Origin of the sequence: Secundilactobacillus kimchicus JCM 15530, assembly GCF_001433995.1 — a bacterium.
GTDB classification, from domain to species: domain Bacteria; phylum Bacillota; class Bacilli; order Lactobacillales; family Lactobacillaceae; genus Secundilactobacillus; species Secundilactobacillus kimchicus.
Genome location: NZ_AZCX01000011.1, coordinates 25,234 through 43,699, shown reverse-complemented (window position 1 = coordinate 43,699; position 18,466 = coordinate 25,234). Strand labels below are relative to the sequence as shown.

Genomic DNA, 18,466 nt, shown 5'->3' with positions numbered 1-18,466 from the left:
AGTTTTCGTGACTTATTCCGGATCTCCGCCCCAGTCTTGGTCAGAAGCATCCGTTCCGTTCCCACTTAGGAAGGTGTTCAGCATTGATTCTACCATATCCCATTCCTCATCACTTTCGATTGGCAACAGTTCGCCGCCTTGTGGGTCGGCAGGATCATCACCATCTGCTAGACGAAAGGCTTGAATATCAACCTCTTCGTCCTCTGACGCACTGGATGGGTACAGTAAAATGTATGATTTATTAAAGTCTGGTGATTTAAACGTGAACAAAACGTTGTAAAGCTCTTCGTTACCATCTTCGTCCACGATTGTAATTTGTTGTTGATTGTCTTCACTCATGGGTATTGTCCCTCACTTTTCAATTGTTAACGGACCTTTACGATCCAGATAGTTCTGTAAAATTAATGCGGCTGCGAGCTTATCAATCACCTTTTTACGTTTCTTCCGTGACGTATCCGCCTCTTCCACCAGCATCCGCTCAGCTTCAACCGTGGTTAACCGTTCGTCTTGAAAGTCGACTGCCAAATCAAAGGTCGTCGTTAATAAGTCGCCATAATTCTTTGCAGCCTCAGCACGGGGACCCATCGAATTATTCATGTTCTTCGGCATCCCAACGATAAACCCTGTCACTTCATACTGACTGACCAGTTCTTTAACCCGGTCAATGCCAAATTCACCGTCTTCTTCCTTGATTGGAATAATTTCAACGCCTTGCGCCGTCCATCCAAGTAAATCACTTACGGCAATCCCGACAGTTCGGGAGCCCACGTCAAATCCCATTAATCTCATCAGTTTTTTGACGCCCCGTTTTTGTCCAAATAAAACCGAACAAGTTCTTCGATGATCTCGTCACGTTCATGCTTCCGAATCAAATTCCGCGCGTCATTGAAGCGTGGAATGTACGCTGGGTCTCCGGACAGGAGGTACCCCACAATCTGGTTAATCGGGTTGTAGCCCTTATTTTCAAGCGCTTGATACACCGTAACTAACGTATCATGAACATCTTTGGGCTGCTTATCCCCAAAATCAAAATACATGGTTTTATCTAACGTACTCATGACCACACCTCCAACACTCTTGTTGCTTCAATTCTATCTGAAACCCCATTCAACAACAATGACTGCAAAACGATGTAACTAAAATGTAATATTCGATGATTTCCGACCACTTACCAGTGTACCAGATTATGCTTGATTTTCCAGCCATTGACTTGCAGCCGCCATCGCATCGTTTAATCCAGCTGGATTCTTGCCGCCAGCTTGGGCTAGGTTTGGTCGGCCACCGCCACCACCATTAACCTTCGGCGCAATTGCCTTAATTAAATCACCTGCTTTGATGCCAGCCTTCATGGCTTCATCACTTGCAGCAACCAACAGGTTTGCCTTTTCGCCAACTTGGGTTCCAAGGACCAAGACGTCGGATAGTCCCTTTTGCCGCCAAGTATCTGCCAATTGGCGAAGTTGATCCATCGAAGAAACCTGAACAACCCCGCTAATCAGCGTCTTGCCATTAATGGTCTCGACGTTTTCAAAGATTTGGCCCGCTTGTTGACCGGCCAATTTTGCCTCTAGTGACTCAGCCTTACTCGTCAGGTCCTTCACTACGGCTTGAAGTTGATCTACCCGAGTGGGAACATCGGCAACTTGAGGCGCCTTCAACGTCGTGGCCACTGACTTGAGAAGGTTATCGCGGCCATTCAAGTATTCATAGGCATCACCGGCCGTTACGGCTTCAATCCGGCGAGTCCCAGCGCCGATCCCAGTTTCAGATTTAATCTTGAAAAGCCCGATTTCGTTGGTGTTTTTGACGTGAGTCCCACCACAAAATTCAATTGAGAAGTCCCCGATTGAGACCACCCGGACCACATCACCGTACTTTTCACTGAAAAGTGCGATAGCGCCCATCTTTTTCCCAGTCTCCGGATCCGTCTCGACGGTTGTGACCGGAATTTCTTCGAAAATCTTCTCGTTCACGATGGCTTCAACCTTAGCTAAATCCTCATCGGTCACTTGACCAAAGTGGGTGAAGTCGAACCGTAAGTAATTAGGTTCAACCAATGAGCCTGCTTGTTGGGTGTGATCCCCAAAGACGTTTCGCAAGGCCTGATCCAGCAAGTGGGTTGCGGTGTGGTTTTTTTCTACCTTACTGTGGAAGTGGCGATCCACGTCCAAAGCAAATTCATCGCCCACCTGAATTGGCGCTACTAACTTCAATGTGTGGAGGTTTTGACCATTAGGGGCGTGTTGCACGTCGGTTACGTCGGCCACTAACTGACCATCCGCAGTTTTCACCGTTCCTTGGTCGGCCACTTGGCCCCCCATTTCAGCGTAAAATGGCGTTTTATCAAAAATGACTTGAGCATACCCCGCACTTGCTTGATCGACAATTTCACCATTCGCAATGATGTCAGTCACCCGCGCAGCCTCAACGTGTAGCTGCGTATACCCTACATACTCGCTTGGCGTTTTAATGCCAATGAGTAAGTCGGATTGAACGCCCATCGCGTTTTCGTCCTTCCGAGCACTCCGAGCGCGATCACGTTGCTTTTGCATTTCAGCTTCAAATCCTGCTTCGTCAACCGCAATCCCTTCATCGGCCGCATATTCACGGGTCAGTTCAACCGGGAAGCCATACGTATCATAGAGTTTGAACGCTTCAGCCCCGTCGATTTCTTTTTGCTGACCTTTTTTGGTCTCCGCAATTAACTCGTTTAACAACGTTAGACCATCCGTCAGTGTTTCGTTAAAGCGGTCTTCTTCAGACTTGACCACTTCAGCGATGTAGTCACTATTCTTCAAAACTTCGGGGTAATAGGCCTTCATCGCTTCGCCGACAACTGGTACCAATTTATATAAGAAGCCGCCGTCAATGCCCAATTTTTGGCCGTTAACAACCGCTCGGCGGATAAGTCGGCGAATCACGTAGCCCCGTCCCTCATTTGAAGGTAAGGCCCCGTCACCAATTGCAAACGTGATGGCCCGTGAATGGTCGGCAATCACCTTAAAGGACACGTCAAGCTTAGGATCTGTATTGTACTTTTGACCGCTAAAGGCTTCCGTTTGGTGGATCATTGGCAAGAACAAATCAGTCTCAAAGTTCGTCTTGGCGTTTTGGAAAATTGAAACAACCCGTTCAAGGCCCATCCCAGTATCAATGTTTTTGCGTGGAAGCGGCTTATAAGAGCCATCCGGTTCGTGGTTGAATTGCGAGAACACAATGTTCCAAACCTCCAACCAGCGTTCGTTTTCACCACCAGGATAGTTTTCGGGATCATCGGCTGACAGGTTATTAAACGTTTCACCACGATCGTAGAAAATTTCGGTATCTGGGCCTGAAGGGCCTTCACCAATGTCCCAGAAGTTATCTTCAGCTTCAACGATGTGGTCTTCCGCGACCCCAACTTGACGCCAAAACTTCTTGGCGTCAGCGTCTTTAGGATAGACAGTCATGTAGAGCTTATCTGGGTCCCAACCGAACCAGTCGTCAGATGTCAGCAATTCCCATGCAAACTTGATAGCGTCTTCTTTGAAGTAATCCCCTACTGAAAAGTTACCAAGCATTTCAAATAACGTGTGATGCCGAGCTGTTTTCCCAACGTTTTCAATATCGTTTGTTCGGATACTCTTTTGTGAACTTGTGAGCCGCGGATTTTTCGGAACAACGCTGCCGTTAAAGTACTTTTTCATCGTGGCCACACCCGAGTTAATCCACAATAGGGACGGGTCATCCACTGGAATCAATGACGCGCTGGGTTCCACCGTGTGCCCTTTACTTTTGAAAAAATCGAGATACATTTGACGAATTTCACTACTGCTTAACTGTTTCATGGCTGATCTCCTTTAATCAAAATAAAACACCGTTGCCAGTAAAGACGCCCAAAAGACGCGGTACCACTTTACTTGCAACGATGTTAATCGTTTACCTCTTAATGCTCAGTTACGCCGAGCCGCGGTTATTCAGTTGCAATTTGGGGGAGCACGAACCGGCGGGATCGTTTTTCACAGCACCCAAAACGTTTCTGAAATGCCCAACCAGTTCGCATATCCCCAAATCTTTGATTTCCGACGATAAGTATAAAATTAATCGTCACAATTGTCAATTCACTACTTGTACCGTTCGGAGCGGGCTTTTTTCTCCCGCTTCATATCACGGTGCGCCTGACGCTGTTTAATCCGACGTTCCATGCGTTGTTCTTTTGAAATGGCGTCTTGAATCTTACGCTTATAACCTGGCTTCACCTTTTTCTTGCGCTTGTTGATCTGGCCTTCTAACGACCCCGAAAGTTCCACCTTTCGATGACCAGCGCGCTTTTGGCGGCGGTTGCGATCTGCGATGTCGATAATCTCGCCATTTCGCAACTCTTTAGGCTTGAACTTGATACCCATTTCCTCTAACGCTTCAATTTGAGTTTCGTCGTCTGGCGTATAGAGCGTGATGGCTGTCCCGGACATTCCCTTACGACCCGTTCGGCCAACCCGGTGAATAAAGTAATCAAGATCCTCTGGAATCCCATCGTTAATGACGTGAGACACGCCATCAATGTCAATTCCCCGGGCCGCCAAGTCGGTCGCAACCACAAACTGAAAATCGAGGTTTTGAACTTCACGCATGACCCGCTTACGCTCACGAGATTGAAGGCCACCGTGAATAACAGCCACCTTTAACCCCTGAGCTTTCAAGTAGTTAGCAATCTCAATCACGCGCGATTTGGTATTGGCAAAAACCAACGCTAAGTACGGCTCACCTAACGTTAATAACTTGTAGATCAAATCGTTTTTTGACCGCCCCTTTGTCGACATTAACCAATTATCAATGGTTGGACTAATCACCGACTTAACTGGGATTTCTTCAATTACCGGATTTTGTAAATACTTCCGTAGAAACGGTCGTAACTTATCCGGGATGGTTGCTGAAAACACCATCATTTGAAGTTTTTCGGGCATCCGACTAGCGATTTTATCGACGTCTTCTAGAAATCCTAAATCAAGGGTCATGTCGGCTTCATCAACAACGAATTGCTTAGCCGTGTGAATATCCAGGGCCTGTGACTGAATTAAATCTAAAACCCGGCCTGGGGTCCCAATCACAATTTGGGGTTGTTCATGTTGCAACTTATCGATTTGCCGTTGCTTGTCCGTTCCACCAACGTAGTTTCGAACCCGGATATCGGCTGAACTGTGGCTGGTTAACTGCTTGGCCGCTTCATAAATTTGGTAGGCCAATTCTCGACTTGGTGTTGTAATGACGGCTTGAACTTCATGGTTGGTTGGATCAATACCATCAAAAATTGGAAGTAGAAACGCGTGGGTTTTACCACTCCCCGTTTGAGATTGTCCCACTACGCTTTTACCATCCTTGATAACCGGAATCATTTTTTCCTGAACCGGGGTGGGGACTGTAAAGCCTAAATCAGAAACCGCCTCAACCAAGAATGGTTGGAGGTTAAACATCTTAAAAGTTTGACTCATTTTATTCTCCCTTGCTACGTTGCACGAGGTTGTCTAGTTCTTCGATTACTTGCTTAATTTCAGTATCATCGTGAGCCACAGCACCGCTTGCCAGTGGGTGACCACCGCCGCCATGCCGTTTGGCTAGTTCATTGATCTCAGGACCCTTCGAACGCAAACGAATTCGGAAAGTGTGATCCTTGGACTCCACAAAAATCGCCCAAGCAACGACTTCGCCGAGCCGGCCTGGCAACGGGACAATCGAACTTGTCGACTCATCTTTTAAGCCGAACGGTTCTAAGAGTTCATCGGTTAACTTAAGGTACGCAGCGCCACTTTCTAACACCGTCAAATTCTCATAAACGTACGCCGATAACCGAGCCAGTGGCAACGAAATCTCGTCTTCTTGTTGGTTAACCGCACTCGCCGAGAAATTAAAGGCCATCAAGGCGCCGGCGACAGCCATCGTGTGTGGCGACGTTGACGGGTACATAAACCGGCCAGTGTCCCCAACAATCCCCGCATATAAAAGCCGGGCTGCGTCATCGGTCATGGTCAGGTTATCCTGATTGGCCGCATAAAAATCGTAAATTAACTCAGATGTGCTTGAAGCGTCCGGGGCGACCCACATCGGAACGCCAAACGGATCGTCGTTAGGATGATGGTCAATTTTAACTAGCGCGTTGCCCATTGTGTATCGAGCATCGTCAACTCTTGGTTGGTTAGCCGTATCCACCACAATCACTAAGGCGTCCTTATAAACGTCATCTTCAATTGAATCCGTTTTACCCAACCAATCAAATCCTGGGTACTGCTTGCCAACGGAATAAACCGTCTTACCAGGGAAACTGGCGCGCAAGATAGCGGCCAATCCCATCTGAGAGCCAATCGCATCCGGATCTGGACGCTGATGGCGATGAATAATAATGGTTTTGTGGGTCTTAATAAGCCGAATGATATCGTGTTGCGTTTCACTGAGTGTCATAATGTGTCCTTTCAGTCGAGTCCTGAGATTCAGTATACCGTTTCTAGTGGTCTTATTCAAAGCGATCTGGCCGATCAAACAACGGTAATTTAATATTTTCAAAATCAATGGGGGCTAACCCGGTCAACGTAATCCCTAATAACCGGACGCCTTGAGTAATAGCCGGCATTTTAGCCATGATTTCAGTTGCAAGTTGCGCGTACACCGCCGCGTCATTTTCGATAAAATCTGGCTGAGTGACCCGTTTTGTCAGGGTTTTAAAGTCCCCATACCGCACCTTTAATACCAGCGTCCGCCCGTGAACCTGTTGCTTTTTAATCGCCTGTTGCACCAGCTTAGCCAACCGGTTTAACTGGTTGTCCACCTCACCCATGGTCGTCAGAAACGGCCAGTAAGTCCGTTCTTTCCCAACTGACTTACGGTCTCGTTGATATTCAACTGGCCGTTCATCAATCCCACGCACCCGTTGGAACAAGACCTCTCCGAATCGACCAAACTGAGCAATCAAATCCATTTCGCGCCACTTAATGAGATCGGCCCCCGTTGTAATTTTTAGCTCATGCATTTTTGGCACCGTCTTGGACCCCACACCGCGGAACCGCTCAATGGGCAAATCCATTAAAAAATCATGTGCATCCTCCGCGTGAATAATAGTGATTCCCACGGGCTTGCGATAATCCGACGCCTCCTTAGCGAGAAACTTGCTATAAGAAACGCCAATTGAACAAGTCAGGTGGGTGGCTTGCCAAATTTGGGATTGAAGTTGCGTGGCTAAAATCACGGGGTCCATGATTTTTTGTTTGTTATGAGTCACATCTAGATAGGCTTCATCGAAAGCAACCGTCTCAACAATGTCTGTGTACTGATGAAAAATATCGTGAATTTGGTCCGAAATTTCACGATAATGGGGAAAGTTTGGCGTCTTGAAAATTGCGTCCGGGCACAGTTTTAAAGCCTGCTGAGCCGGCATTGCCGAGTGAACGCCAGACTGGCGCGCCACATAATTAGCAGTGGTCACAACGCCACGGCCCCCCGTTTTTCGCGGATCCTTAGCAATCACGAGCGGCAGTGTCTTGAATGTTGGGGTGTCGCGCTGTTCAATTGACGCATAAAAGGCATCCATATCAATGTGCAGAATCTGCCGACTCTCATTTATTTGGAACCGATCAGTCAAAAGAATCCCCCCTATTCTTCTCATCCCAAACAAAAAATCTCCCGACAGCCGGGAGATCATGACGGTTACTTATCCGTTTTGTTGTCGTCAGCAGTTGGCGCTGCTGAATCGGCTGGTTCAGCTGATTCAGTTGTTGGCTCAGTGCTTTGAGAAGATGCACTTGGCGTTTCCGTTGCCGCTGAATCACTGGCCGTTTCCGGCACGGCAGTTTTTTGGTTAACCGTTGCGATGGCGTTCAGGTCAAAGACCAAGTAAATACCATCACAGTCAAGTGTTACAGTGCCAGCTTCGCGGTTGATTTCGTCAACCACCCCGTGTAACCGGCCAATGGTAATCACGTGATCGCCCTTTTGTAACTGGCTTAACGTACTCTGATGTTTTTGCTGTTGCTTTCGTTGAGGCCGAATCATTAAGAAATACATTGCAACAATCATCACAACGATCAAAATGATACCAGAATAACTACTTGCACCAGCGCCTGCTAAAATGTTCAATACTTTCACCCACCTTTTCGTCTAAAGACTAATTTATCAAATTTTAAGCATATCGTCCATCAAATCTGAAACATTTAAAAATTCTTTGCGTTTGGTTGGTTATAACCGTACATCTCAAATAACTGTTCGCGATACTCTAACAACTCATCATCCATGATGGCTTGCCGAATTTCTTTCATCAGATTAAGCAGGAAATACAGGTTATGATAACTGGTTAACCGCAACCCAAAAGTTTCGTCTGCCTTAAATAAATGCCGAATGTAGGCCCGCGAGTAATTCCGACACGTATAACACTCACATTTGTCATCAACTGGACCGAAATCACGCTCGTACTTCGCATTCTTGACGTTTAACCGACCATGATGGGTCATCATGGTACCGTTTCGAGCGATTCGCGTCGGCAACACGCAATCAAACATGTCAACGCCACGAATGACGCCATCAATTAAGGCATCCGGCGAGCCAACCCCCATGAGATACCGCGGCTTTGTGCTCGGCAACAACGGGGTCGTAAATTCCAAAACGTGGTTCATTTCAGCCTTCGATTCACCGACTGACAGACCGCCAATGGAATAGCCAGGGAAATCTAGGCCAACTAGATCAGCAGCCGATTGCCGCCGGAGATCCTCGTAGCCGGCGCCCTGGACGATGCCAAACAACCCTTGCCAGTCCGGATTTTGATGGGCCTTTAATCCCCGCTCCGCCCAGCGCGACGTTCGTTCAACCGACTTTTTAATGTAATCATAACTCTCAAAAAAAGGCGGACATTCGTCTAAACTCATCATGATATCAGGACCCAGATCATTTTCAATCTGCATCGCCTTTTCAGGTGACAAGAAGAGCCGATCACCGTTCAGTGGGTTCTTGAAGTGAACCCCCTCTTCGGTAATGTTTCGGATTTCAGCCAGAGAAAAGACTTGAAAGCCTCCGGAATCAGTCAAAATTGGTTTATGCCAATTCATAAACTTGTGTAGTCCACCAGCCTCTTTGACCAGGTCTTCTCCTGGTTGTAACCACAGGTGGTACGTATTCGCCAAAATGACGCCCGCACCCATGTCGTCCAATTCTTCCGGGGCCATCGCCTTAACCGTTGCTTGGGTCCCAACGGGCATGAACATCGGAGTGGGAAACGTTCCATGGGGGGTGATTAACTCACCTAACCGGGCCCCCGTGTGTTTTTCAGTTTTAATTAAGCGATATTTGATCGCGGGTTCCATAACATTGCCTCCGTTTTAAAAACTCATACCCAATACTCTATCATGCTTTTGTGATTTCGCCAAAGGGTCGGTTGCTGACAGAACGAAGTTAACGCTTACTTAATAAACATGGCATCACCGAAACTAAAGAACCGGTAGCGCTCCTGAATGGCATGTTCATACGCGTTTAAGATGGTGTCGCGACCAGTAAAAGCTGCCACCAACATGACCAAGGTTGACTTCGGCAAGTGAAAGTTCGTAATAAAGGCATCCACTACGCGCCATTGATAGCCGGGCTTAATAAAAATGTCGGTCCATCCTGAGTCCGCCTGAATGGCACCATCAAACTTCGATCCGATCGTCTCCAACGTGCGGATAGAGGTGGTCCCCGTTGCAATAATCCGCCCGCCGCTTTGCCGAACTTCGTTTAACGTTTGAGCTGCTGCTTCGGTCAACTGATAGAATTCCGAGTGCATTTTGTGATCTTCAATCTTATCTTCGTCGACCGGCCGGAACGTGCCAAGACCCACATGCAAGGTTAAATAGACCAGTTTAACGTCCTTTGCTTGTACCCGCTCTAAAAGTTCCTTGGTCCAGTGCAACCCGGCTGTTGGTGCTGCCGCAGATCCAGCTTGTCTGGCATAGACTGTTTGATACCGCTCTGGATCATCCAGCTTTTCTTTGATGTAAGGGGGTAACGGCATCTCACCAAGCTTTTCGAGAATTTCCATAAAAATTCCGTCATAGTGAAACTCAATCATCTTGCCGCCATGCTCTAGATCCTCAATGACCGTGGCCGTTAACGCCCCGTCTCCAAACGTAACCTGAGTTCCCACCCGAATTCGCTTAGCCGGCTTCATCAGGGTTTCCCACACATCACCCTGGGTATTATGGAGCAGTAAGACTTCAACATGACCGCCCGTATCGTCTTTTGTCCCGTAAATTCGGGCTGGCATGACCCGGGAGTCATTCATCACCACGGCGTCCCCCGCATGCAGCTCGTCAATGATATCGTAAAAATGCTTATCCTGCATTGCGCCAGTCTTATGGTCTAGAACTAACAACCGTGAGGCATCTCGCGTTTCAATTGGCGTTTGAGCGATTAGTTCGTGAGGCAAATTGTAGTCAAAGTCTTCAGTGGTTAAAGTCATGTTACTCGTCCTTTCGTTTTGGCACGGGGAGACCTAAGTGGTCGTAGGCTAAATTCGTGACCATCCGCCCGCGGGCCGTTCGTTTGATGAATCCTTGTTGCAAAAGATACGGTTCGACCATTTCGGCCACGGTGTCCGTTTCCTCACCGATATTAGCGGCAATCGTGTTAAGCCCAACTGGACCACCATCGTAAAACTGAATCATCGTTTTTAAAAACTTATTATCCGTTTGATCTAACCCTTGATCGTCAACATGAAGCATAGCTAAAGCTTGCTGAACAATCACCAGATCAATTTCATCGTGATCCGCAGAGACTTGGGCAAAATCGCGCACACGTTTCAACAAACGATTGGCAATTCTCGGCGTCCCACGGGAACGTCGCGCAATTTCGTGAGCGCCCTCTGATTGAATCCCGCTGTGCAAAATAGCCGCACTACGCGCCACAATCTCTTCTAGGTCGGCCACCGTGTAATAGGCCATATGGCCAACAATTCCAAAACGATCCCGCAATGGTGCTGATAGGCCACCTGCCCGGGTCGTCGCTCCAATTAAGGTAAAGGGTGGCAGGGGGAAATGAATGGGATGAGCAGTTGGTCCCTGCCCGACGACGATGTCGACAAAATAATCTTCCATTGCGGAGTACAACATTTCTTCGACAATTTTAGGTAACCGGTGAATTTCATCAATAAACAAAACGTCACCAGGATTTAATTCATTCAGCAGTGCCACCAAATCGCCCGTTTTTTCAATCGCGGGGCCACTCGTTGTTTTGATGCCAACCTGCATTTCGTTAGCAATAATCATCGCTAGCGTCGTTTTCCCGAGCCCCGGCGGCCCGTATAACAGAACGTGATCAAGTGCTTCTTCACGTTGTTTAGCAGCTTGAATATAAACGCTGAGCTCGCGTTTCAAGGACCCTTGACCGATATAATCCGCTAGCCGACTTGGGCGAAGTGAGCGTTCGATACTTTCCTCGGCATCGCCTTGCGGTTCGCCATCCATAATCCGATCTTCTTCGTTCACATTGCCACCTCCAGTCCTTTATTAAGGCTTCGTCAACCGTTTCAAAGCATCACTTAAGTATTCATCCGTTGTTCTGACAGACAGGGTTGCCAGGTACTTCGCCGTTTTTTTGACGTCACCTGCTCGGTATCCTAACGCTTCAAGAGCCGCCAATGCATCGTCCAATGCGGGATTTTGCGTGGCAGGAATAGATAAAGCCGGCTGAACCGCCATCCCTGTCGTTAATTCCGTTATTTTATCTCGTAAGTCCAACACGATTTGCTGGGCCGTTTTCTTCCCAACGCCCGGAAACTTCGTCAAAAACCCAACATCGCCGGTATTAATTGCCGTCACAATGGCCTTCTGATCCCCGTTAGCCAAAATGGCCAGTGCGCTTTTCGCGCCAATTCCAGAGACCGCCAATAATTTCTCAAATAATTGTTTTTCTTCAAAAGCTGCGAAGCCATAAAGGGTTTGCGCCGTGTCACTAACAGTCTGGTGGACGTACACTTTAACGTGTTCTTGACCTTCTAAAAAGTGAAACGGGTTTCCAACCCGAACCAAGTAGCCGACGCCAGCGACGTCAACCACGATATAGGCAGGCTTAATAGCGGTAATCGTACCTTCTAAATATTCGTACAAAATTAGTCACGTCCGTTTCTAAACGTATGTTTGCTTTTAAAATTGTACCACAAACAGCCCCGAAACCCACGCCCTTTTCGCAACTCATCAACGGGCGAAGAATCGATTTTTGAGTGAAAATAAAAAAGCCAGTCCACCAAACTTTGGCTGGTCTGACTTGGCCGTAACACCCAATAATCGGGCGCCGTGCTATGCTTCTTTTTCAAGCTTTGTATGATGTTGGACCTTGTCTGGTTTGATTGCAAGCGCACCCAATCCTAGCAAAATGCCGAAATAATACGTGAGCAACCGCCACAGGACCATGGCCAAAACAAGTTTACTGTTATTGGTAATAAAACTACTGAATAGGACGGTGAAACTGTACTCTGCACCACCAGATCCCCCTGGTATTGGAAAAATAGAGATCACCATCACGATCAAGATGTGCAAACAGGTCACCATGACAATGTTGCTGTGTGTGTACCCGAGGGCGTTCATAATGAAGTACGGGACCAGGTAATACACCATGAGCTGAAGGAAAGTTACCGCAGCAACCCCCAACATCAATCGCCATTGCCCGACAATATGCACACTTTCTTCATAGAACAAGTCAATTTTAACATCAAGTTTTTCAATATTTTCAGTCAGCCATTGACTGGAAACAAAAAACTTAAGCGGCGTCGCAATGATCCGAACAGCGCGCTTAGTGAACTTGGGCCAAAACATCACCAACAATAACCCAACGATTACGCCAAAGTGAATGACAAAGCCAAAAACAACAAAGAGCGACAGGTAACTCATCTTAGCCACCATGTAGTGAAAGCCAATCAACAGCGCCACCAAGAAGTTGAGCACAATCATGGCCTGATAAACCACGAACTTCATCAGCAAAATCGAACTGGCCCGCCCCCCATCAATGCCACTTTGCAGCATTGCAATGAGCTGGGCTGGCTGACCGCCAGACGCCATGGGGGTGATTCCGTTAAATAACTGCTCAATCAGTGGGATTCGTAACGCACTCTTCCAAGAATAATGACCCATCCGACGATCCACAAAAATCTTAACCACAGCGCCTTCTAGCCCAAAATACAGCAACATGCAGCCAATGGCGACCAGTAACCAACCAATGTGGATATGGGCGAAGTCATGGATTAAAATACCAAGTTTAACATCCCTGAGAGAATAGCCAAAAATACCTAATCCAAGCAGAATGATAACAAATAGTGCGACTTTATTACGTCTCGACATGCCTTTAAACCTCGCGCGCCTGTTCGGCGTAAAAGTCTTTCCAAACTTCAACTAAACGGTCCTCTGAGTAATAGTCAGCGGCGTCTTTAGCCTTTTGCTTCAACCCCTCGATAGCTGTTGGATCCTGAGCCAAACGAGTAAGTTGGTGGTCCATCTCCGTCACGTCTGCAGCCGCCAGATAGTCACCCCTCAAAATGGTCTGATACAGGGTCAAGTCTCGCAACATAACCGGCGTATGCGTGCTAAAAGCCTCCAATACGGACATGGGAAATAATTCGTTATACGATGGTAACAAGAAAAGGTCAGTCATGTTGTAATAATCAACCAGTCGATTGCGGTCAACAATCCCCGGAAAACTTAGGTTTTCAGGTGGGTTAGCAACTACTTTCTTAAGTTCCTCATAACCATCAGTCATTCGGCCAAATGAAAATCCGCCCGTCCATACAAAGTGCATTTCCGGGTGCCGTTTTGCCAATTCAATAAAATCTGGAACCCCTTTACGAACCTGTACTTGTCCAGAACCGAGGACCGTGAACTGATCCTTAAATCCGTACTGTTGCCGTAAGGCCCTTTTTTTCTCTGGCGTCACCGGATAAAAGGTATCGGCGCTGACAAAGTTCGGGATATAAGTAATTTTATCTTTTGGGATGCCATAGGCTTCCAATTTGGGAATAAATGAGGGATTAACCACCACAAGGTGATCCATCCGCTTATAAAACGCGATGACGTACCAGTAAAAGACGCTTTTGACCAGTTTTGGGAGCTTTAAACTTCCTTCAAGCGTCTCTGGCAAAAAGTGGACATAGCCAATCTTGCGACCACGATTCGTCATAAACGTCGACAAAAAGAACGGAAAATTAATGGTATGGTAGTGGCTAACGTCCACTCTCGAATACCGGTTGACCGTGATGTCTAACGTGTCAGTCGCCCGGGTTTTAAGCAGCTTTAACAACTCGTCATAAACGCTGCCAACCCCTTGGCCTTTCACTTTGTCCGCCCCTGAGAACATATTAATCTTAAGCATTTCCAACTCCCATGTTACCTATTAATTCCCGACGTCAGCTGAATCTTCTCGGGTTTCTTCGTAGTTTAATTCTGCATCTTGGTAAAAATCAATAACCCGCTCGCCAAAAGCTTCCGAAGACACTTCGTGCAGCGTTTCAGCAAGTTGGGCTTGGTCACTAATTTCGGGTGATTTCAAGCACTCAATCACCTTATCGACCATCTCATCATAGGTGGTGAAGATCGCCCCTAATGCATCCGTTTGTAACAATTGTTTTGTGTAAGGTCCTGCCTTAACAACAATTTTAGTCCCCGATGCGAGGGCTTCGATGTAAGTGAGTCCCTGAGACTCTGAATCTGACGCGGATAAAAAGAGATCCGCGGCGTGGTAAAAAGCCGAGACGTCGTCATTATTGATTTCACCCGTAAACGTGACATGTTCACCTAGTGCTAACTGGGCCACCTGGGCTTCCAAGTCCTCACGGGCCGGCCCATCACCAACAATCAATAACTGGGCGTTTGGAAGCGCCGCTAACACTTTAGGCATCCCGTCTAATACTTCGGCAATGTTTTTCTCATAAGCTAACCGACTTAGCGACAGGATGAGCGGTTGATCGTCATCGATCCCGTACTTTTGTCGGACATCAATGTCACTTTTCTGATCAAATTTAGTTAAATTAACGCCGGTCGGAATAATCCGAATGGGCGCTTTAACACCGTATCCCGTCAACGTATCCAAAACTCGCTGACTCGGTGCCACAACTCCATCCAGATGAGCACAGAAGGCCAACGTCATTTGTTTAACGTGGACCGGTCGTAGTAGTTTTCCATTAGCGACGTAGTGTAAATAATCCTCATACATCGTATGGTACGTATGCAAACAAGGAATCTTAAGACTCCTAGCCACAAACTTTCCGATGACCCCCATCGAAAATTCTGTTTGGGTGTGGACAACATCCAAGTTCAATTCTTTAGCAATTTGATAGGCGTGGAACAGCCCCCTAAAAGCAACCCGTCGGTCCGTAAATGAGACAAACGGGACACTTGGAAATCTAAAAATATTACGTTCATAAACGTCCTTTTCAACGTGCGGATCAGTGGTCGTAAAGATATAGACCTGATGGCCGTGCTGTTCCAATTCGTTGCGAAGGGTCTTGATGGATGTTGCGACACCACTCACCTGAGGGAAGTATGTGTCCGTAAATATACCAATGTTCACGTCCGATCCCCCCAAAAATTCGTTTCTACAGACTTAGTTAATAACAGCAATTATATTGGTTTCGTAAAGTCATTGCAAACGTATTGTATCATGCTATCCGGACTGTTTCCGAAATTTTGTTGGAAACTTAGCCGATATTATTAAACTTTTAACCTTCAAATCTAGTCTTTTCCTGCTCTCCTGAGCTTGACATTCCGGAGTTAAGCCGCTTTAACTCCGATAATTGACCGCATCAGGTACTTACAAAAAATGGACGACCGCTTCAAGTATCAAGTGGTCGTCCAGGCATCGTTTATTTGGCTGTTTTAAACACTTTGTTAAGCTTCTGAGGGAACAGCAGCCTTGACTAACTGAATCACTTCTTCGTTAGTCTTAGCGTTGATCGCTTTATCTGCTAACTTAGCCATTTCTTTTGAATCTAATTGTTTGAACAGAGACCGAGTCTTCAACATACTTGTTGCACTCATTGAAAATTCATCTAATCCCATGCCCACAAGTAGCGGTACGGCAATCTGGTCACCGGCCATTTCACCGCACATTGCCGCGAATTTACCCTCTTTGTGACAACTATCAATGACATACTTAATCAAGCGTAAAATTGATGGGTTGTAAGGTTGATAAAGGTAAGAAACACGTTCGTTGGTACGGTCTGCCGCCATTGAATAACCAATCAAGTCGTTGGTTCCAATACTCATGAAATCAACTTCCTTGGCAAATTGGTCAGCCAACACTGCAGCAGCCGGAATTTCCAACATCATACCGACCTTAATCTCGCCCACCGGTTGACCAGCATCAACCATGGCTTGCCGTTCTTCTTCATAAATCTTCTTAGCTGAACGGAATTCATTAATGGTGGCAATCATTGGGAACATGATCCATAGCTCACCAAAGTTAGAAGCTCGCAGCAGCGCCCGTAATTGCGTTCTGAAGATGTCAGTTTTGTCCAGACTAATCCGAATTGCCCGATAGCCCATAAATGGGTTCATTTCATCCGGTAGTTGTAAATACGGGAGGTTTTTATCCCCACCGATATCCATCGTCCGAACAACAACGGGTTTACCCGCCATTCCTTGGACAACTTTCTTGTAGGCTTCATATTGTTCATCTTCAGTTGGCCAGTCAGCTGAATTCATATATAAAAATTCAGAACGGAACAAACCGACCCCTTCACCACCGTTGTCCAAAACACCTTGTAAATCATCGGGAGTTCCGATATTTGCAGCAATGGTGTGGGCGATACCATCTTTGGTGACAGATGGTTCCGTTTTTAATTTTTCCCATTCGGCTTTCTGGGTCAAAAATTGCGCCTGTTTGGCTTGGTAGGTGGCCACTTCAGCTTCTGTCGGATCAACGATTCCCTGACCGTCAAGACCATCAACAATGACCAGTTGATCCGGTTTAATAGCCGTTGTCGCCTCTTCAGAACCAACAACAGCGGGAATTTCAAGGGTTCTAGACATAATAGCGGAATGGGAGGTTCGTCCCCCGATATCCGTAATAAAGCCCTTAACATACTTCTTATCTAATTGAGCCGTATCGCTCGGGGTCAGGTCATGAGCCACAACCACCACTTCGTGATCAATCAGGGCTGGACTTGGGAGTTCAACTCCCAATAAGTGCGCCATCACCCGCTTTGTCACGTCGCGAATATCACCTGCTCGTTCTTGCATATAGGTATTATCGGTCATCGCTTCAAACATGGCAATATACTGATCGGTAATGTCTTTTAACGCCTGCTCAGCGTTGATCTTTTCATCCTGAATCTTCTTATCGATTGCTCCAATGAGTTCCGGATCAGACAAAATGGTGATGTGAGCTTCAAAGACTTCCGCCTCTTCAGCCCCCAAGTTTTCCGTTGCCTTTTCCTTAATGAGGTTCAGCTCTTGCTTTGATGCTTCCATCGCAGCGCTCAGCCGAGCAATTTCAGCGTCAACATCGGAAATCGTCTCTTTAGAGAATGATAAATCAGGATCGACTAACAGATAGGCCTTTGCAATCGCAACACCGTCACTAGCAGCGATCCCCTTCAATACCTGACTGCTCATTATTCAGATAAGCCTTCCTCTTTCATGGTTTTAGCAATGTCTGCCATTGCGTCTTTTTCATCGTCGCCATCAGCGGTGATCGTAACATCGGTGTTTTGACCAACACCAAGTGACATAACACCCATGATGGACTTTAAGTTAACTGACTTCCCGTCGTATTCAAGCGTCACATCGGCATTGTACTTGCTAGCTGCTTGAACCAATAAAGTTGCGGGACGTGCGTGAATCCCAGTTTCTGCAGTGACATGAAAGTTTTGTTTTTCCATAATATACGATCTCCCTTTGAGCATTAAGTTTTCTGTACTAGTGGCAGCTTTCCACGGGTTTCAAAATTTACCAAAATAATGAAACCGATGGAATCCGCCCTATGATTAAAGAATATCAATTAATTCAGCAAAATACAAGCATTTCATTAAACGCTTTCATTGTGGTGAGCTTACCCCTGCTCATGGTCGTAGCGATACGTAATAATGCCATTTTTTTCAGCAGCGCCTACGATCCGTTTCCGGGACTCAAAGGCCATGTACGCCTCATAAAAAGCCATAAACTCATCAGGATGGACTTCCACTGCGTCTAATTCACCACTCTTAAGTTGCGTCATTAACTCTGAATAATCTTTTTCCAAGCTTGCATCCTCCTTTAGTCACCTACCTATTGTACCCGATTTTTAAACTTGAACCACCCATTCAGACTTAATGACTTGCACTTTTTATCAGAATGCGATAAAACTAAAAGTGAAATTAGCACTCGACACCGCTCGGTGCTAACTATCTTGAAATGCCCTAAGTCAATTGCTTGCCATTAACGTTGATTTGAGTATAATTAAATCAATGGTCAAGATTGGTCAAACAAATTTCACCATCTTGATTGGTTAAGTTGAA

18 protein-coding genes are annotated in these 18,466 nt (G+C 46.6%); all 18 read right to left on the bottom strand.

All coding sequences use genetic code 11. From position 1 onward, the window contains the following. Positions 1–12 precede the first annotated feature (12 nt). The 18 genes from FC96_RS10950 to FC96_RS10865 all read right to left on the bottom strand — a co-directional run bounded on the left by FC96_RS10950 (position 13) and on the right by FC96_RS10865 (position 18,210). On the bottom strand, positions 13–339 hold the full coding sequence (locus tag FC96_RS10950) for a DUF1292 domain-containing protein (RefSeq protein ID WP_055679727.1): 327 nt from the start codon (positions 337–339) through the stop codon (positions 13–15). 12 nt (positions 340–351) lie between these two features. Then, positions 352–789: a Holliday junction resolvase RuvX gene (gene ruvX / locus FC96_RS10945; protein ID WP_055679745.1), complete on the bottom strand. Its 438-nt coding sequence runs from the start codon at positions 787–789 to the stop codon at positions 352–354. Further along, complete coding sequence (locus tag FC96_RS10940) at positions 789–1,058, bottom strand: IreB family regulatory phosphoprotein (protein ID WP_056943028.1); 270 nt, start codon at positions 1,056–1,058, stop codon at positions 789–791. The genes ruvX and FC96_RS10940 overlap by 1 nt, the downstream gene beginning before the upstream one ends. A gap of 126 nt (positions 1,059–1,184) precedes the next feature. Further along, entirely contained in the window at positions 1,185–3,827 is a 2,643-nt protein-coding gene (alaS, locus tag FC96_RS10935) for an alanine--tRNA ligase (RefSeq protein ID WP_056943027.1), read from the bottom strand. 276 nt (positions 3,828–4,103) lie between these two features. Further along, positions 4,104–5,468: a DEAD/DEAH box helicase gene (locus FC96_RS10930; RefSeq protein ID WP_056943026.1), complete on the bottom strand. Its 1,365-nt coding sequence runs from the start codon at positions 5,466–5,468 to the stop codon at positions 4,104–4,106. A gap of 1 nt (position 5,469) precedes the next feature. Further along, positions 5,470–6,432: a DHH family phosphoesterase gene (locus FC96_RS10925; RefSeq protein WP_056943025.1), complete on the bottom strand. Its 963-nt coding sequence runs from the start codon at positions 6,430–6,432 to the stop codon at positions 5,470–5,472. A 52-nt stretch (positions 6,433–6,484) separates the two neighbouring features. Then, positions 6,485–7,555, bottom strand: coding sequence for a DNA polymerase IV (gene dinB, locus FC96_RS10920; RefSeq protein ID WP_282802372.1), 1,071 nt, complete (start codon positions 7,553–7,555; stop codon positions 6,485–6,487). A gap of 116 nt (positions 7,556–7,671) precedes the next feature. Continuing rightward, positions 7,672–8,100: a preprotein translocase subunit YajC gene (gene yajC / locus FC96_RS10915; RefSeq protein WP_082593593.1), complete on the bottom strand. Its 429-nt coding sequence runs from the start codon at positions 8,098–8,100 to the stop codon at positions 7,672–7,674. Positions 8,101–8,174: 74 nt separating this feature from the next. After that, complete coding sequence (gene tgt / locus FC96_RS10910) at positions 8,175–9,317, bottom strand: tRNA guanosine(34) transglycosylase Tgt (RefSeq protein WP_056943023.1); 1,143 nt, start codon at positions 9,315–9,317, stop codon at positions 8,175–8,177. A gap of 95 nt (positions 9,318–9,412) precedes the next feature. Continuing rightward, positions 9,413–10,447, bottom strand: coding sequence for a tRNA preQ1(34) S-adenosylmethionine ribosyltransferase-isomerase QueA (gene queA / locus FC96_RS10905; RefSeq protein WP_056943022.1), 1,035 nt, complete (start codon positions 10,445–10,447; stop codon positions 9,413–9,415). A 1-nt stretch (position 10,448) separates the two neighbouring features. Next, on the bottom strand, positions 10,449–11,450 hold the full coding sequence (gene ruvB, locus FC96_RS10900) for a Holliday junction branch migration DNA helicase RuvB (RefSeq protein ID WP_156403223.1): 1,002 nt from the start codon (positions 11,448–11,450) through the stop codon (positions 10,449–10,451). A gap of 42 nt (positions 11,451–11,492) precedes the next feature. Then, positions 11,493–12,092, bottom strand: a complete 600-nt coding sequence (gene ruvA / locus FC96_RS10895; protein ID WP_056943020.1) for a Holliday junction branch migration protein RuvA — start codon at positions 12,090–12,092, stop codon at positions 11,493–11,495. A 189-nt stretch (positions 12,093–12,281) separates the two neighbouring features. Beyond that, positions 12,282–13,319 carry a lysylphosphatidylglycerol synthase transmembrane domain-containing protein gene (locus FC96_RS10890; protein ID WP_056943019.1) on the bottom strand — a complete coding sequence of 346 codons (1,038 nt, stop codon included), beginning with the start codon at positions 13,317–13,319 and terminating at the stop codon, positions 12,282–12,284. A gap of 4 nt (positions 13,320–13,323) precedes the next feature. Next, positions 13,324–14,343, bottom strand: coding sequence for a glycosyltransferase family 4 protein (locus FC96_RS10885; protein WP_056943018.1), 1,020 nt, complete (start codon positions 14,341–14,343; stop codon positions 13,324–13,326). Positions 14,344–14,364: 21 nt separating this feature from the next. Then, entirely contained in the window at positions 14,365–15,540 is a 1,176-nt protein-coding gene (locus FC96_RS10880; RefSeq protein ID WP_056943017.1) for a glycosyltransferase family 4 protein, read from the bottom strand. Between the two features lie 317 nt (positions 15,541–15,857). Then, positions 15,858–17,585, bottom strand: a complete 1,728-nt coding sequence (gene ptsP / locus FC96_RS10875; RefSeq protein ID WP_056943016.1) for a phosphoenolpyruvate--protein phosphotransferase — start codon at positions 17,583–17,585, stop codon at positions 15,858–15,860. Next, positions 17,585–17,851: a phosphocarrier protein HPr gene (locus FC96_RS10870; protein WP_055679726.1), complete on the bottom strand. Its 267-nt coding sequence runs from the start codon at positions 17,849–17,851 to the stop codon at positions 17,585–17,587. The genes ptsP and FC96_RS10870 overlap by 1 nt, the downstream gene beginning before the upstream one ends. A 170-nt stretch (positions 17,852–18,021) precedes the next feature. Further along, positions 18,022–18,210, bottom strand: a complete 189-nt coding sequence (locus FC96_RS10865) for a hypothetical protein (protein WP_056943015.1) — start codon at positions 18,208–18,210, stop codon at positions 18,022–18,024. Between the last annotated feature and the right edge of the window lie 256 nt (positions 18,211–18,466).

Bases quoted from the DNA above. Each gene is read 5' to 3' on its own strand.
- FC96_RS10950 (WP_055679727.1), bottom strand. From the start codon at position 339: ATGAGTGAAGACAATCAACAACAAATTACAATCGTGGACGAAGATGGT.
- ruvX (WP_055679745.1), bottom strand. From the start codon at position 789: ATGAGATTAATGGGATTTGACGTGGGCTCCCGAACTGTCGGGATTGCC.
- FC96_RS10940 (WP_056943028.1), bottom strand. From the start codon at position 1,058: ATGAGTACGTTAGATAAAACCATGTATTTTGATTTTGGGGATAAGCAG.
- alaS (WP_056943027.1), bottom strand. From the start codon at position 3,827: ATGAAACAGTTAAGCAGTAGTGAAATTCGTCAAATGTATCTCGATTTT.
- FC96_RS10930 (WP_056943026.1), bottom strand. From the start codon at position 5,468: ATGAGTCAAACTTTTAAGATGTTTAACCTCCAACCATTCTTGGTTGAG.
- FC96_RS10925 (WP_056943025.1), bottom strand. From the start codon at position 6,432: ATGACACTCAGTGAAACGCAACACGATATCATTCGGCTTATTAAGACC.
- dinB (WP_282802372.1), bottom strand. From the start codon at position 7,555: ATGGATGCCTTTTATGCGTCAATTGAACAGCGCGACACCCCAACATTC.
- tgt (WP_056943023.1), bottom strand. From the start codon at position 9,317: ATGGAACCCGCGATCAAATATCGCTTAATTAAAACTGAAAAACACACG.
- queA (WP_056943022.1), bottom strand. From the start codon at position 10,447: ATGACTTTAACCACTGAAGACTTTGACTACAATTTGCCTCACGAACTA.
- ruvB (WP_156403223.1), bottom strand. From the start codon at position 11,450: ATGGATGGCGAACCGCAAGGCGATGCCGAGGAAAGTATCGAACGCTCA.
- FC96_RS10890 (WP_056943019.1), bottom strand. From the start codon at position 13,319: ATGTCGAGACGTAATAAAGTCGCACTATTTGTTATCATTCTGCTTGGA.
- FC96_RS10885 (WP_056943018.1), bottom strand. From the start codon at position 14,343: ATGCTTAAGATTAATATGTTCTCAGGGGCGGACAAAGTGAAAGGCCAA.
- ptsP (WP_056943016.1), bottom strand. From the start codon at position 17,585: ATGAGCAGTCAGGTATTGAAGGGGATCGCTGCTAGTGACGGTGTTGCG.
- FC96_RS10870 (WP_055679726.1), bottom strand. From the start codon at position 17,851: ATGGAAAAACAAAACTTTCATGTCACTGCAGAAACTGGGATTCACGCA.